This window comes from Eikenella corrodens (assembly GCF_900187105.1).
In the GTDB taxonomy this organism is placed as follows: Bacteria; Pseudomonadota; Gammaproteobacteria; order Burkholderiales; family Neisseriaceae; genus Eikenella; species Eikenella corrodens.
The window spans coordinates 1,265,272-1,279,882 of record NZ_LT906482.1; the positions used below are offsets into that span (position 1 = coordinate 1,265,272).

Here is a 14,611-nt window from a genome sequence, read left to right on the forward strand (position 1 = left end):
TGGCAGGAAATTCAAATTGGGCGCTATTGTATAGCAAAGTGCGGGGCGGGGGTGGATAGGCGGGAGGCTACCTGAAAATGGAGCGGCCACGAAGTGAGCATATGGCAGGGCAGGGTGGTGCTGTGTCGCCGTTTGGCTGCGGTTATCAGCTTTCAGGTAGCCTGCCGGGTTCAGTTGGCGCGGCGCAGGTAGGTGGCGAAGCGGGGGGTGCCTTTGGCGGTGAAGCCGCGGTATTTGTAGGTGATGCGGCTGCCGATTGGCGGCGGGTTGCGGCGGTCGGCGTCTTTGAAACCGGAGCCGATGCGGAATTCGCCGGTTTCGTTGCGGCAGGACACGGCGCCGAGCAGGCCAGCGTTGCGGCCCTTGCCTTCGTGATGGGCGGTAACGGTGCATTCCGCGTCGTGCGCGCTTTTGAGCTTGAGCAGGTTGTCGCTGCGGCCGCCTTGGTAGGGGATATTGGGGTTGCGCAGCATCACGCCTTCGCCGCCTTGGGCTTCGATTTGGCGCAGGAATTGTTGGGCATGGGCGGCATCGCGCACGCGGGTTTGCGGGATAACGGCGATTTTGGCTTGCGGGTGGGCGGCGAGGTGGCGCTGCACGAGGGCGAGGCGCTGATACAGGTTGCCCGGGGCTTGGGGCGCATCGAAAACGTGCAGCTTGATACCGCTCCAATCGCCGTTGGCGCTGCGGACGGCGGCGGAAATCTGCTCGAATGCGCCACGCCGGCTGTAGAGCTCGCCATCGAGCGGATAGGGCGGAAAATCACGGGTGAAACCGGCGGGCGGGGAGAAGGGGTGGCCTTGGTGGCTGGTGAGTTTGTGCCCGTCCCAATAGGCGCGCACGCCGTCGAGCTTTTCGCTCATCGCCCAGCCGGCAATATTTTGACCGTTGTACTCTTTGGCCAAGATAAGGTTGGGCGCGGCGTACAGGGGAGGAGCGAACAGAAGGGCGGCGAGGACGAGGAAGAGTGATTTCATGGCGGTTTTGTTGGGGGGTGGAGGCTACCTGAAAGCGCGGTTTCAGCGCAATTCCTGCAAAAACGGATTAAACGCGATTTCCCACAAAAAGCCGTCTGGGTCGGCGAGGTAGCCGCTGTAGCCGCCCCAGAACACTTTCTGCGGGGCTTTGATGATGTTGATATTTGTTGCTGCGAACCCGGCAAACAGCGCGTCCACTTCGGCTTCGCTGCCCACGTTGTGTGCCAAGGTAAAGCGTGGGAAGCCGCTGCTTTGTTCTGGTATTTGCGCGTCGTGCGCCAGGGCGGCTTTGCCGAACAGGGCGAGCAGCAGCGCGTTTCCGGCCTGGAAAAAGGCAATATTTTCGTTGCTGTCTGCCGTTTCCTGCCAGCCGAATACTTCCCGATAAAAACGGCGCGATTCAGCCAGGTCGGCCACACCGAGCGTAATGTAGTTGATATGTTGTTCCATCAGCTGTCCTTGATAGTCGGAAGAGGTGTTGAAAGGCTACCTGAAAAGCGGTTCTGCATTTTCAGGTAGCCTTTGTCATGCCGCGCTTTAAGACGAAGCGAAGGCTTCAAACGGCACGGCGAGCAGGGGCTCGGCGCCTTGGCGGATGCGTTCGGTGCAGGCGTGGGCTTGGGGCAGCACGTAGGCTAGGTAGGCGCGGGCGGTGTGCTGCTGGGCTTGGCAGAATGCGCTGCCAAAGCGTGCTTCTGCGTTGCGCGCAGCCAGGAAGTTTTGCGCCAAGGCGGACGCGCCGAGGGTGAGGGAGATTTGCTCCAGATAGGCGGCGGCGTTTAGGGCGGTGGCAGCGGGGTTGGCTTCGTGCTGCTGCACGAGGAGGACGGTGCTGCGTTCGGCTAATTCGAGGGCGCGTTGGAGCGGCTCGGCGGTGGCGGGCTCAACGGCGGCGAGCTCGTTGGCGGTTTGCTGGGCTTCGGCGAGCAGGGTGCGCACGAGGCTGCCTTTGTCGGACACGGTTTTGCGGGCGAGATCGGCAGCCTGCACGCCGTTGGTGCCTTCGTAGATAGCGGTGATGCGCACGTCGCGTACGAGCTGGGCGATGCCGGTTTCTTCGATATAGCCTGCGCCGCCGAACACCTGCATGGCGAGGTTGGCGAGCACGGTGCCGTTGTCGCTGCACCAGGCCTTAACAATGGGGATGAGGTAGTCGAGCCGGCCTTTGGCGGCTTTTTTGGCGGCGGGCTCGGGATGTTGGTGCGAGGCGTCGAGCGCGGCGGCGGCTTGGAGATACAGGGCGCGCTGGGCGGCGATGGTGGCTTTTTGCACCAGCAGCATGCGGGCAACGTCGGGGTGGTGGATGATGGTGAGCGGGGTGCCGTCGGGCGCGCTGCCTTGGATGCGCTCGTGGGCGTAGGCCAGCGCCTGCTGGTAGGCGGCTTCGGCCACGGCGTGGCCTTCGATGCCCACGCCTAGGCGGGCGTGGCTCATCATGGTGAACATATAAAGCAGGCCGCGCCCGGCTTTGCCGATGAGGTAGCCTTCGGCTTCGTCGAACTGCATCACGCAGGTGGGGCTGGCGTGGATGCCCATTTTGTGTTCGATGGCGGTGGCGGACACGCCGTTTCTCTCGCCGATGCTGCCGTCGGGCTTGATTTTGTATTTGGGCACGATAAACAGGGAAAGGCTTTTAATGCCGGAGGTGGTGCCGGGCAGGCGGGCAAGCACGAGGTGGATGATGTTTTCGGTCAGCTCGTGTTCGCCCCAGGTGATGAAGGTTTTCTGGCCGCTGATGCGGTAGCTGCCGTCTTCCTGCGGCACGGCTTTGGTGGCTACTTGGGAGAGGTCGGTGCCGGCCTGCGGCTCGGAGAGGTTCATGGTGCCGCTCCAGAGGCCTTGGCTCATTTTAGGCAGGAAGGTTTGCTTTTGCTCTTCGGAGCCGTGTTTGGCAATGGTTTCCACCGCGCCCACGGTGAGCATGGGCAGCAGCGAGAGGGCGAGGTTGCCGCAGTAGTACATTTCTTCGCACGCGGCGGAAATCACCGCAGGCAGGCCTTGGCCGCCATATTCGGCCGGGGCGCGCAGGCCGGGCCAGCCGGCTTCGCAGAAGGCTTGGTAGGCGGCGGCGAGGTCGGGATGGGTGATGACTTTGCCGTTTTCCAATCGCGCGCCGTGCAAATCGCCGGTGCGGCTGGTGGGCAGGAAGACTTCTTCGCTGAACTTGGCCGCTTCTTCGATGATGGCGGCGGCGGTGTCTTCGTCCAAACCGCTTTCGGCATACCATTGGGTGATTTCAGCCAGGTTGCCGTGGGTTTGCAGGGCGAATAAGAGTTCGTTGATGGGGGCGCGGTAGGACATGGAAGGCTCCTGTGTAGTAGGGGGAAGATACGAGCTAGCATAACAAATCCGCAGAGGCTTGGGTATGGCGGCGACGGGCTGGCTTGATACGTAGCAAAAAAGGCTACCTGAAACTTTCAGGTAGCCTTTGCCATTCCAGCGGCAGGTTTAAACGGCCAAGAGCGGCACGATAATCGGGGCGAGGAAGGAGGTTAGGATGCCGTTGAAGATCAGGCCGAGGGTGGCGTAGGCGGCGAAGTGGCCGCTGATTTCCAGGCTGGCGGCAATGCCGATGGCGTGCGAGGCCGTGCCCTGCGCGATGGAGTGCGAGATGGGGTTGCGGATGTGGCTGTGGCGCAGAATCCAGAAGCCGATAAATTGGCCGGTGAGGCCGGCCAGCAGCACGGCGGCCACGGAAACGGCGGGGATGCCGTCTAGCACGTGGGTGATTTCCAGCGCAATCGGCATGGTAACCGATTTGGCGGCGAGCGACTGGCTCACGTCGTGGCTGGCGCCCAGCCAGTGGGCAAACAGCACGCCGCTCACAATGCCCACTACGCTGCCCACCAGCTGCGAGGCGGCAATCGGCAGCCATTGGCTGCGGATGCGCGGCCATTGCTGATACATGGGGATGGCTAGGCACACGATGGCCGGCTGCAGCCAAAAGCCGACCATGCGGCCGGTTTGCATGAAATCGTCGTAGCGGATGCCGAAGAGTTTCAGGTAGCCGATGACCAAAGCCGTGCTCACCATTAGCGGGTTGGCCAGCGGGCTGCCGCTGCGCAGGCGCAAAAACAGGCTGAAGCGGTAGATAGCGAGCATCATCAGAATCAGCACAATGGGGTTGGTGGCGACTTCCCTCATTTGTGCCTCCTTAAGATTTCATGCGTTTTCGCGCTGGCGAGCAGCACCAGCACGCTGCTGGCCACGGTAGCGGCGGCAATTGACCAGAAATCGTGCGCCACGATGGAAAAATAATCCATCAGCGCCACACAGGCGGGAATCATCAGCAGCATCATGTGCTGCATGAGGAATTCGGTCATCGGTTTGAACCAGGCCTCCTTCACCCAGCCGGCTTGGAGTAGGCCGAACAAAATCAGCAGCCCCACGATGCTGGCGGGCAGTTTGAGGTGGGTGAGGTGTAAAAGCACTTCGCCTGCGGCTAGGCAGGCGAAAACGATAATGAGTGCGCGTAACATGGTTACTGGCCTAAGCTAATGTTGGAAAGGGCGAATTATAGCACCGGACGGGCGCTCAGAAGAGATGAAGGCTACCTGAAACCTTTTCAGGTAGCCTTCATCTCTATTTGGAAAAGGGCGGATTAGTAGCCCAAACGCTGGCAGATGGTGGAAGACAATCCGGCCTGGTTGAGGGTGTAGAAATGCAGGCCGGGGGCGCCGTGGCGCAGGAGGCGGCCGCACATTTCGGTTACCACGTCCAGCCCCAAGGCTTTGATGGAGGCGGTATCGTCGGCATAGGATTGCAGCTTTAGCCGCAGCCAGCGCGGAATTTCGGCGCCGCACATATCGGCGAAGCGGGCGAGTTTGGAGAAGTTGGCAATCGGCATGATGCCGGGCACGATGGGGATTTCCACGCCGCGCCCGCGCACGTCGTCGAGGAAGCGGAAGTAGGCGTCGGCATTGAAGAAAAACTGGGTGATGGCGGAATCGGCGCCGGCTTTCACTTTACGCACGAAGCTTTGGATGTCGTCTTCAGCGCTGCGCGATTGCGGGTGGTATTCGGGGTAGGCAGCCACTTCGATGTGGAACCAGTCGCCGAATCGGTGGCGGATGAGCTCCACCAGTTCGTTGGCGTGGTGCAGGCCGGTGGTGCCCAAGCCCATGCCGGAGGGGATGTCACCGCGCAGGGCTACCACGTGGCGGATGCCCAAATCTTTGTATTCCTGCAAGAGATCGGTGAGCTCGCCGGCATCCAAGCCCACGCAGGGGATGTGCGGGGCGGCGGCCATGCCTTCGGCAAGGATGTCGCGGATGGTTTGCATGGTGCCTTCGCGGGTAGTGCCGCCGGCGCCGGAGGTACAGGAGAAAAACTCGGGCTGGTATTGGGAGAGCTGCTTGCGGGTGATTTTCTGTTTTTCGCGGCCTTCGGGCGTGCGGGTGGGGAAAAATTCGAAGCTGAGGGTATTGTGTAGCATGATGGCGGGAAACGAAATGCGAAAGAAAGGCGATACGGTAGCGGGCGGCGGGGGTTTAGGCAAGGGCGGCTGGCTGAAAAATTAGCGCTAGTAGATGAATAGGATTCATATTGAGGAGGAGGCTAGCTGAAACCAATTATCTAAAACAGGGCAGAGTTTCAGGTAGCCTCTATTGCATTTAGGTCATGCAGAACAATTCGCTAGCGATGGATTGGCTAGCCATCCTTCTGCCGATGCAGCCAAAATGGTTCACGGTATAAGCACTGTGTTGAGTTGAGCAGCATGGAAGCATATAAGAAGGCTACCTGAAAATTTAGCTTCGCCGAAACCCCGCTATGCGGCGTTTGAGAGGCGTTGAAGCTTCGTTTTCAGGTAGCCTGTTTTTAGGCAATCACTTGCCGATAATTAGTTTTTGCTTTGATCCACCAATTTGTTTTTGGCAATCCAAGGCATCATGCTGCGCAACTGGGCGCCCACTTTTTCAATTTGGTGGTCGGCGGTCAGGCGGCGGCGGGCAGTCATGCTGGCGTAGTTGGTTGCGCCTTCCTGGATGAACATTTTGGCGTATTCGCCGCTTTGAATGCGATACAGGGCTTTTTTCATCGCCTCTTTGGTGGCTGGCGTGATGACTTCGGGGCCGGTAACGTATTCGCCGTATTCCGCGTTGTTGGAAATGGAGTAGTTCATGTTGGCGATGCCGCCTTCGTACATCAAGTCTACGATCAGTTTCAGCTCGTGTAGGCATTCGAAGTAGGCCATTTCGGGCGCGTAGCCGGCTTCCACCAAGGTTTCAAAGCCGCATTTCACCAGCTCAACCGCGCCGCCGCACAATACGGCTTGTTCGCCGAACAGGTCGGTTTCGGTTTCTTCGCGGAAGTTGGTTTCAATCACACCGCCTTTGGTGCCGCCGTTGGCTGCGGCGTAGGAGAGGGCGATGTCGCGGGCTTTGCCGCTTTTGTCTTGATACACGGCAATCAGCGAAGGCACGCCGCCGCCTTTGAGGAATTCGCTGCGCACGGTGTGGCCGGGGCCTTTGGGGGCAATCATCACCACGTCCAAGTCGGCGCGCGGCACGATTTGGTTGTAGTGCACGTTGAAGCCGTGGGCAAAGGCCAATACGGCGCCCTGTTTCAGGTTGGGTTCGATTTCGGCGCGGTACACGGCCGGTTGGTTTTCATCCGGTAGCAGAATCATCACCAAATCGGCGGCTTTGGTGGCATCGGCCACGCTGCGTACGTCGAAACCAGCAGCTTGGGCTTTGTTCCAGGAGCCGCCTTGGCGCAGGCCGACAATCACGTTTACGCCGGAATCTTTCAGGTTGGTGGCGTGGGCATGGCCTTGCGAGCCGTAGCCGATGATGGCCACGGTTTTGCCTTTGATCAGGGAGAGGTCGGCGTCTTTATCGTAGTAAACTTGCATGTGGATTCCTTTTTTTGGATTCGGTTAAACGGGACGGACGGCGCGGCCGGTATGCGGTGCGGCGGGCTGGCGGGCTTGTGGCCGCTGCCGGCTGGCGGGCATAGCGGAGGCGGGTAATAGGCGCTGTCGCGGATATTTAGATGCCGCATACTACCCGAATTTTGACAATTTGACAGCTTTTTTAGACAAAAATTTTGAAAATGGTTAGAGAAAAAGCAAAAAGCTAATATTTTTAGACATGTTGTCTTATTTAAGGCTATAAAACTCCGCTTCGCTCCGTTTTCAGGTAGCCTTATAATGCTGCCTGCGCCAATTTTTCAAAGAACTCACACCATGACCCATCAAGACCTCGGCCTGATTTTCCTGCCCGCCGGCGTGCTGTGCATCTGCTTTGCCGGATTCTGGCAGCTGTATGTGATGATTACCGAAAGCTACACCCTCAACCGGTTTAAAGACAAACAGCTGGTGTGGGTGGTGTCGCTGCTGTTTTTCAGCTTCAGCCTCGCCGTGTATTGGCTGTGCCCGAACGCGCGCAAAAAGGGCATCGTGTTTGCCCTGTTCGCCGTGGGCGGGGTGGTGATGTATGTGTTGGCGCGGCGTTGGCTGCCGTTTGCCAAATAATTTTCAGGTAGCCTCACGGCAAACGGCAGGCTACCTGAAACCGTTTGATACATGCATCATTCGCCCATTTCCCGCTTAACTTTGTTGCAGCTTCGTGTTAGCTGCACCGCAACCGTGCTTCGCTGGTTTTCACTGCATTGAAGCTTACATTTTCAGGTAGCCTTTCATGAGCAAATCCCACCATCCCGTTACCCCCGCCATCCGTTTTCTGCGCGCGCATAAAATCGAGCACACCGCCATGCAGTATCCCTATGAAGAGCACGGCGGCACGGCGCATTCCGCCGAGTGCCTCGGTATCGACGAACACCAAATCGTGAAAACCATCGTGTTGATTAACGAGCACAAAAAAGGCCTGATTGTGTTGATGCACGGCGACCGCCAAATCTCTACCCGCAACCTTGCCCGCCAGCTCGGCATGAAACACGTGGAGCTGGCCGCGCACGACCAAGCGCATAAATGGACGGGCTATTTTGTGGGCGGCACCAGCCCATTCGGCTGCCTCACCGCGCTGCCCGTGTATGCCGAACGCAGCATCTGGGATTTGCCGCTGATGTACATCAACGGCGGCGGCCGCGGCCTATTTGTAACCGTTGCCCCCGCCCCCGCGCTCGCCGCCCTGAACGCGCAGCCGGTGGAAGTGGCGGTGGATTAGCCGCCTTGGTCGCGGTATAAAAGGCTACCTGAAAACGATGTCTTGGCGTAGCCAAGGCTAAGTTTCTGCGAAGCTAAAACGCAAGCTGCAACGCAGTGAAAATAAGTGGTGTGAATTGCTGCAAAGCTAAAGTTTCAGGTAGCCTTAATCTGCTAAAATCCGTTTTTCATCAATCCAAACCACAGTTGCTCAAAATAGAAACCAGGCCGTGCAGTGAACCAACGCCGTATTGTTTCTATTTGGATAACCATAAACACTCGGCAGCCCGAACTTGCTTCAGGCTGCCGCACACCTTTGTCGGTACACTATGAATCTCCCTCTGCCCAAACCCGCGCAAAAGTCCCGCTGGCCGCAGCTTTCCGCTGGCAGCCTGCCTTATTTTCTTGCCTCCGCCCTGCCGGAAAAGCCGCTCAAGCTCGTGCTCACGCCCGATGCCGAAACTGCGCTGCGCCTGCAAACCGCGTGGCAATTCTTCCGCCCGCAAGACAACGCTCTGTTCCTGCCCGATTGGGAAACCCTGCCTTATGAACGCTTCTCGCCGCATCAGGATTTGGTGTCCGAGCGGCTGTCGGTGCTGTGGCAGCTGAAAAACGGCGCAGCGGACGTGCTGTTCGCGCCCGTGTCCACCGCCATGCAGCGGCTTGCGCCGCCGTCTTTCCTGATGGGGCGCACGTTTTGGCTGAAAACGGGGCAGACACTGGATTTGGACAAACTGCGCGAAAATCTGGTGGAAGCCGGCTATTCTGCCGTGTCCAACGTGGTGGCCGGCGGCGAATTTGCCGTGCGCGGCGGGATTGTGGATTTGTTCCCTATTGGCAGCAGCACACCCTACCGCATCGATTTATTCGACGACGAAATCGACAGCATCAAAACTTTCGATCCCGATACCCAGCGCACCCTTGCCCCCGTGTCTGAAATCCGCCTGCTGCCCGCGCACGAATTCCCCACCGATGCCGATGCGCAAAAAATCTTCCGCACCCGCTTCCGCGAGGAAATCCAAAGCAACCCGAACGAGGCCGCCGTGTATCAAGCCGTGAGCAACGGCCAGTTCGGCGCAGGCGTGGAATACTACCTGCCGCTGTTTTTTGAAGACGGCTGCGCCAGCCTGTTCGACTACATCGCCGAAAACGCCCTGGCCGTATGCGTGGGCGATGTGCACGCCGAAGCCGTGCGCTTCGAAGGCGAAATCAAATCGCGTCACGTGCTGGCGCAGGGCGACCCAAGCTATCCGCCGTTGCACCCGCAGCATTTGTATCTCACTGCCGACCGCTTTTCAGGTAGCCTGAAAGCCTACCCGCAAATCTGGCCTGATCTTTCCGCCACTTCGCCCCATACCCTGCCTGATGTGGCGGTAAACCGCCAATCCGAACAACCGCTGGCTGCGTTGCAAGACTTTCAGACAGCCTTTGGCGGCCGCATTCTGCTGTGTGCCGAAAGTGCCGGCCGGCGCGAAACCATGCTGGGCTTCTTCGCCCAGCACGGCCTGAAACCCAAACCCGTGGCCGGCTGGCAGGCGTTTTTAGATGATAACGCGCCGCTGTGCATCACGGTTACGCCGTTGGCAGAAGGCTTCCAATTGGGCGGGCAGCCTGAAAAGGCTGCGGACGGATTTTCAGGTAGCCTCAATGCAGACGAAAGGCAGCCTGAAAACACCATCCGCTATGCTAATGGTAGCCAGATAAGGCTTGGCGATCGGGTGCGCGTCGGTAACAGGGAAGGACGGATTGTGCTGGTGTTCGGGCAGGGCTCGTCTACCTACCGGTTAGACGAAACCCTTGCCTACACACCGAGGAATGGCGTGTTGGCCGAGTTTGCCGTATCAGGTGATTCTCGTCCTCTGCGTGTGCATTATGAAAGCGAAAGCCAAGCTGCCGAATTGGTACTGCTTAATCGTGCCGAAAGGCTACCTGAAAACGGCGCGGATGAATTTTTGCTTCGCAGAAACTCGCTTTGCTCGTTTTCAGGTAGCCCCAACGCCGCCGAAAGCAGCCTGCACCTCGCCGTCATCACCGAATCCGAGTTGTATCAATACGTCGCCCGTTCGCGCGTCCACAACCGCCGCAAGAAACACGCCGCCGTTTCAGACGGCCTGTTGCGCGACCTTGCTGAAATCAATATCGGCGATCCCGTCGTTCACGAAGAACACGGCATCGGGCGCTATATGGGCTTGGTAACGATGGATTTGGGCGGCGAAACCAACGAAATGATGTTGCTCGAATACGCGGGTGAAGCGCAGCTTTATGTACCTGTTTCGCAACTGCATTTAATCAGCCGCTACTCCGGCCAAGCGCATGAAAACGTCGCCCTACACAAACTCGGCAGCGGCGCGTGGAACAAGGCGAAATGCAAGGCCGCCGAAAAAGCGCGCGACACCGCCGCCGAGTTGCTCAACCTCTACGCCCAACGCGCCGCCCAATCGGGACACAAGTTTGAAATCAACGAGTTGGACTATCAGGCGTTTGCCGACGGCTTCGGCTACGAAGAAACCGAAGACCAGGCCGCCGCCATCGCCGCCGTGATTAAAGATTTGACACAGGCGAAGCCGATGGACCGCCTTGTGTGCGGCGATGTCGGTTTCGGCAAAACCGAAGTCGCCCTGCGCGCCGCGTTTGTGGCGGTGATGGGCGGCAAACAGGTCGCCGTACTCGCCCCGACCACGCTTCTGGTCGAGCAGCACGCGCAAAATTTCGCCGACCGTTTCGCCGATTTTCCTGTGAAAGTCGCCAGCCTTTCGCGTTTCAACAACAGCAAAGCCACCAAAGTCGCGCTGGAAGGCATGGCGGACGGCACGGTCGATATCGTTATCGGCACACACAAATTGGTGCAGGACGACATCAAATTCAAAAACTTAGGCTTAGTGATTATCGATGAAGAACACCGCTTCGGTGTGCGCCAGAAAGAGCAGCTCAAACGCCTGCGCGCCAATGTCGACATCCTCACCATGACCGCCACACCGATTCCGCGCACCCTCAGCATGGCGCTCGAAGGCCTGCGCGACTTCTCGCTGATTACCACAGCGCCCAGCCGCCGCCTCGCCGTGAAAACGTTTGTCAAACCGTTCAGCGAAGGCAGCGTGCGCGAAGCCGTATTGCGCGAACTCAAACGCGGCGGGCAGGTATTTTTCCTGCACAATGAAGTGGATACCATCGAAAACATGCGCGAGCGGCTGGAAACCCTGCTGCCCGAAGCCCGCATCGGCGTGGCGCACGGACAACTACGCGAGCGCGAGTTGGAGCAAGTCATGCGCGACTTTTTGCAGCAAAGATTCAACGTATTGCTCTGTTCCACCATCATCGAAACCGGCATCGACATCCCCAACGCCAACACCATCATCATCAACCGCGCCGACAAATTCGGACTGGCGCAACTGCACCAGCTTCGCGGGCGCGTCGGCCGCAGCCACCACCAAGCCTACGCCTACCTGCTCACACCCGAATACATCACCAAAGACGCAGAAAAACGCCTCGACGCCATCGCGGCGGCAGACGAACTCGGCGCAGGTTTCACCCTCGCCATGCAGGATTTGGAAATCCGCGGCGCAGGCGAAATCCTCGGCGAAGGACAGTCCGGCGAAATGATACAGGTCGGCTTCACGCTCTACACCGAAATGCTCAAACAAGCCGTGCGCGACCTCAAAAAAGGCCGCCAGCCCGACCTCGACGCACCGCTGGGCATCACCACCGAAATCAAACTACACAGCCCCGCCCTGCTGCCCGAAAGCTACTGCCCCGACATCCACGAACGGCTCGTCCTCTACAAACGCCTCGCCGTCTGCGAAACCGTGCAGCAAATCAACGCCATACACGAAGAACTCGTCGACCGTTTCGGTCTGCCCGAACAACCCGTCAAAACCCTCATCGAAAGCCATCACCTGCGGCTCGCAGCAAAAGAATTGGGCATAGACGCCATCGACGCGACCAGCGAATCGGTAACCATTACCTTCGGCAAACACCACCAAATCGATCCGACAGAAATTATCCTGCTGATTCAGACGGATAAAAAATACCGGCTAGCCGGGGTGGATAAGTTGAAGTTTACGGCTCAGATGGAGGATGTTGAAGCGAGGATAAATATGGTGAAGAATGTGTTGAGAACACTAAGGGGAAGAGTTGCCGCTAAATAGAAAGACTGTCTGAGAATATCGGTGTAACTGCGATTGTATATTTTATTTAATATTGAATAGAAAGTTATCCACGATGATTGGATGCAATAAACCTGGCTGGATTTAAATCATTTAAGGGGGGTTATGTTTAAGGTGTTTTATCCATATACTTATATCAATAGTGTTTTTTCTCCAGATTATGAAAACCTGTTTCAGCAAGGCTATCGGGCATTGATCTTTGATATAGACAATACCTTGGTGCATCATGGGTCTGAGGTAACTCAAGAAATTATTGATTTGTTTGAAATGCTGCATCAGATCGGGTTTAGAACACTTTTATTGTCCAACAACAATGCCAAACGTATCGCCCCGTTTGCGGAAACCCTTAATACTTTATTTATTGCAGATGCCCATAAGCCAAACTCTCTCAATTATATGAAGGCATTAGATTTATTGGAGATAACGCCGCAGCAGGCATTAGTTGTTGGAGATCAAATTTTTACAGATATTTTGGGTGCAAACCGCGCCGGTATTGCCAGTATTTTAGTGCGTTTTCTGCAAAAAGACCCCAACGAACCTATAGGGAAGAAACGGCAACTGGAAAAATTGATTTTGGCCTGCTTTCAATATAGCCGATATAAAAACCGAATTGAAATCAAACCTAAAGAGGCTATTGTAAGGCGACGCAACTTCAGTGATATCAATTCTTTGTTTTATCAGATTTCCTGTTATAAAGAAATTGCCAAGAGGTATGTAAGTGACCTCCGTGCCAAAACACGATTTGCCCGGTTCAGGAATATAGAAAAGCTTCCAGTTCTGATTTATAGCCATAGTTCGAACATTATCCGGAATGGGCCGGGTATAGATCCGATTTCACAACAAAATAAAGCTGTTAATCTTGCCTTGGCGAGTGAGAAGATTAACGGTATTGTTATCAAGCCAAATGAAATTTTCTCATTTTGGCACCTTGTTGGAAAAACCAGCGTACGGAAAGGGTATAAAGAAGGAAGGGTGATCAGTAAGGGTAAGCTGAAAATGGGTGTGGACGGTGGTTTGTGCAATTTGGCTAACACACTTAATTTGTTGGTATTGCATAGCCCATTGGAAATTATAGAATTGCATACGCATTCTGATGCGCTCGACCCCAGTGCTGAGCGAAATAGGGTGCCATTTTCATCTGTAACATCAGTGTCTTATAATTATATTGATTACCGTTTTAAAAATAATACTCCACATGATATGCAGATTTTAGTTTGGTGTGAAAATGGGGAATTGAAAGCAGAGTTGAGAAGTACTGTGCCTGTTGAGCATCGCTACCAACTGATAGAAGAAAATCATTGTTTTGTAAAACGTGGTTCGTCATACTACCGTCATTCTGAAATTTATCAGCAAATAATTTGCCTTAAAACCGACAAGGTATTGGCACAGAAATTGATTTGGAAGAATCGTTCTAAGGTCATGTATTACCCATGCTTGATTCCAAAGGAATTAATCAAATAACAAAATAAGATATTATATTTTCAGCATTATTAAAAAATTAAATTATATAAGATTAGGAATCTTATGCAAACCAAAAACAATCTTGTCGTAATGCTGACGCATAATGATCAAACGGTGCTGGAGGCAGCTAAAATATTCGAACAATGTAGGCATAGTAAAGCCCAGTTTTGGGGATTTAAAGAAGTGCCTCTGCCTTTGGAGAACATGAAGCATCTTTATGCTTATATGAAAGAGTGTGGAAAGACGACTTTTTTAGAAGTGGTTGAATATACAGAAGATGCGGGATTGGTAGGAGCAGAGATTGCGTTTGAATGCGGTTGCGATATTTTAATGGGAACCCGTTTTTTCGATTCTATTAATCAGTTTTGCAAAAAACATCAAATCAAGTATATGCCTTTTGTTGGCGGGCTTCAGGGAAGGCCGACCGTCTTGACCGGCCAGATAGAAGATATTATTACTGAGGCGCAGGAGTATGCGGCAAAAGGGGTTTATGGTATTAATTTACTGGGATACCGTTATGTAGGCGATGCCAACCGACTCAACGCGGAATTGGTAAGAAATGTTTCTATTCCAGTATGTTTGGCTGGAAGTATTAACAGCTATCAAAGATTGGATGAGGTTAAGGCTGTTTCGCCGTGGACATTTACTATTGGGAGTGCATTTTTTGAAAATCGATTTTCGGGTAGTATTCCCGAGCAAATCAACAAAGTTTATGAGTATATGAATGATAGTTGATCGGTTGATTAAAAGCTACCTGAGAAATCTTCAGACAACCTTTTAAAAACGTATAAGGTTCAAATAATATAGTCGTTTCATGCAGATAAAGGTAGTGAAGAGTGTGGTGGAATGACTGGTGGCATAGAAGGCTACCTGAAAATTGATTATTGGCTTTAAATCTAGTCTAT

Annotated in this window: 12 protein-coding genes; 5 read left to right on the plus strand and 7 right to left on the minus strand. The window is 55.2% G+C overall.

Going from position 1 to position 14,611, the window contains the following annotated elements; all coding sequences use genetic code 11:
* Positions 1-170 precede the first annotated feature (170 nt).
* The 7 genes from CKV94_RS06365 to ilvC all read right to left on the minus strand — a co-directional run bounded on the left by CKV94_RS06365 (position 171) and on the right by ilvC (position 6,831).
* Positions 171-977 (minus strand): DNA ligase, encoded by an 807-nt coding sequence (locus CKV94_RS06365; RefSeq protein WP_003823880.1) that lies wholly within the window; start codon positions 975-977, stop codon positions 171-173.
* A gap of 42 nt (positions 978-1,019) precedes the next feature.
* Complete coding sequence (locus CKV94_RS06370; protein WP_003823881.1) at positions 1,020-1,427, minus strand: VOC family protein; 408 nt, start codon at positions 1,425-1,427, stop codon at positions 1,020-1,022.
* A gap of 87 nt (positions 1,428-1,514) precedes the next feature.
* Positions 1,515-3,278, minus strand: a complete 1,764-nt coding sequence (locus CKV94_RS06375) for an acyl-CoA dehydrogenase (protein ID WP_003823883.1) — start codon at positions 3,276-3,278, stop codon at positions 1,515-1,517.
* Between the two features lie 147 nt (positions 3,279-3,425).
* Complete coding sequence (locus tag CKV94_RS06380; RefSeq protein ID WP_003823884.1) at positions 3,426-4,121, minus strand: LrgB family protein; 696 nt, start codon at positions 4,119-4,121, stop codon at positions 3,426-3,428.
* Positions 4,118-4,456, minus strand: coding sequence for a CidA/LrgA family protein (locus CKV94_RS06385; RefSeq protein ID WP_003823885.1), 339 nt, complete (start codon positions 4,454-4,456; stop codon positions 4,118-4,120). The genes CKV94_RS06380 and CKV94_RS06385 overlap by 4 nt, the downstream gene beginning before the upstream one ends.
* Before the next feature lie 122 nt (positions 4,457-4,578).
* On the minus strand, positions 4,579-5,412 hold the full coding sequence (metF, locus tag CKV94_RS06390) for a methylenetetrahydrofolate reductase [NAD(P)H] (RefSeq protein ID WP_003823886.1): 834 nt from the start codon (positions 5,410-5,412) through the stop codon (positions 4,579-4,581).
* Positions 5,413-5,817: 405 nt separating this feature from the next.
* On the minus strand, positions 5,818-6,831 hold the full coding sequence (gene ilvC / locus CKV94_RS06395; RefSeq protein ID WP_003823887.1) for a ketol-acid reductoisomerase: 1,014 nt from the start codon (positions 6,829-6,831) through the stop codon (positions 5,818-5,820).
* Between the two features lie 333 nt (positions 6,832-7,164).
* On the opposite strand from ilvC, the gene CKV94_RS06400 reads away from it, so the two are divergent.
* The 5 genes from CKV94_RS06400 to CKV94_RS06420 all read left to right on the plus strand — a co-directional run bounded on the left by CKV94_RS06400 (position 7,165) and on the right by CKV94_RS06420 (position 14,441).
* Complete coding sequence (locus CKV94_RS06400; RefSeq protein ID WP_035573973.1) at positions 7,165-7,452, plus strand: hypothetical protein; 288 nt, start codon at positions 7,165-7,167, stop codon at positions 7,450-7,452.
* A 166-nt stretch (positions 7,453-7,618) separates the two neighbouring features.
* Entirely contained in the window at positions 7,619-8,104 is a 486-nt protein-coding gene (locus tag CKV94_RS06405; RefSeq protein WP_003823889.1) for a YbaK/EbsC family protein, read from the plus strand.
* A gap of 307 nt (positions 8,105-8,411) precedes the next feature.
* Positions 8,412-12,227 (plus strand): transcription-repair coupling factor, encoded by a 3,816-nt coding sequence (mfd, locus tag CKV94_RS06410; RefSeq protein WP_003823890.1) that lies wholly within the window; start codon positions 8,412-8,414, stop codon positions 12,225-12,227.
* 123 nt (positions 12,228-12,350) lie between these two features.
* Positions 12,351-13,706: a YqeG family HAD IIIA-type phosphatase gene (locus tag CKV94_RS06415; protein ID WP_003823891.1), complete on the plus strand. Its 1,356-nt coding sequence runs from the start codon at positions 12,351-12,353 to the stop codon at positions 13,704-13,706.
* Positions 13,707-13,769: 63 nt separating this feature from the next.
* Positions 13,770-14,441 carry a hypothetical protein gene (locus CKV94_RS06420; protein ID WP_003823893.1) on the plus strand — a complete coding sequence of 224 codons (672 nt, stop codon included), beginning with the start codon at positions 13,770-13,772 and terminating at the stop codon, positions 14,439-14,441.
* Positions 14,442-14,611 lie beyond the last annotated feature (170 nt).

Excerpts from the sequence above, each read along its gene's own strand:
- CKV94_RS06405 (WP_003823889.1), top strand. The coding sequence starts at position 7,619 with ATGAGCAAATCCCACCATCCCGTTACCCCCGCCATCCGTTTTCTGCGC.
- CKV94_RS06375 (WP_003823883.1), bottom strand. The coding sequence starts at position 3,278 with ATGTCCTACCGCGCCCCCATCAACGAACTCTTATTCGCCCTGCAAACC.
- CKV94_RS06415 (WP_003823891.1), top strand. The coding sequence starts at position 12,351 with ATGTTTAAGGTGTTTTATCCATATACTTATATCAATAGTGTTTTTTCT.
- mfd (WP_003823890.1), top strand. The coding sequence starts at position 8,412 with ATGAATCTCCCTCTGCCCAAACCCGCGCAAAAGTCCCGCTGGCCGCAG.
- CKV94_RS06365 (WP_003823880.1), bottom strand. The coding sequence starts at position 977 with ATGAAATCACTCTTCCTCGTCCTCGCCGCCCTTCTGTTCGCTCCTCCC.
- CKV94_RS06400 (WP_035573973.1), top strand. The coding sequence starts at position 7,165 with ATGACCCATCAAGACCTCGGCCTGATTTTCCTGCCCGCCGGCGTGCTG.
- metF (WP_003823886.1), bottom strand. The coding sequence starts at position 5,412 with ATGCTACACAATACCCTCAGCTTCGAATTTTTCCCCACCCGCACGCCC.
- ilvC (WP_003823887.1), bottom strand. The coding sequence starts at position 6,831 with ATGCAAGTTTACTACGATAAAGACGCCGACCTCTCCCTGATCAAAGGC.
- CKV94_RS06420 (WP_003823893.1), top strand. The coding sequence starts at position 13,770 with ATGCAAACCAAAAACAATCTTGTCGTAATGCTGACGCATAATGATCAA.
- CKV94_RS06385 (WP_003823885.1), bottom strand. The coding sequence starts at position 4,456 with ATGTTACGCGCACTCATTATCGTTTTCGCCTGCCTAGCCGCAGGCGAA.
- CKV94_RS06380 (WP_003823884.1), bottom strand. The coding sequence starts at position 4,121 with ATGAGGGAAGTCGCCACCAACCCCATTGTGCTGATTCTGATGATGCTC.
- CKV94_RS06370 (WP_003823881.1), bottom strand. The coding sequence starts at position 1,427 with ATGGAACAACATATCAACTACATTACGCTCGGTGTGGCCGACCTGGCT.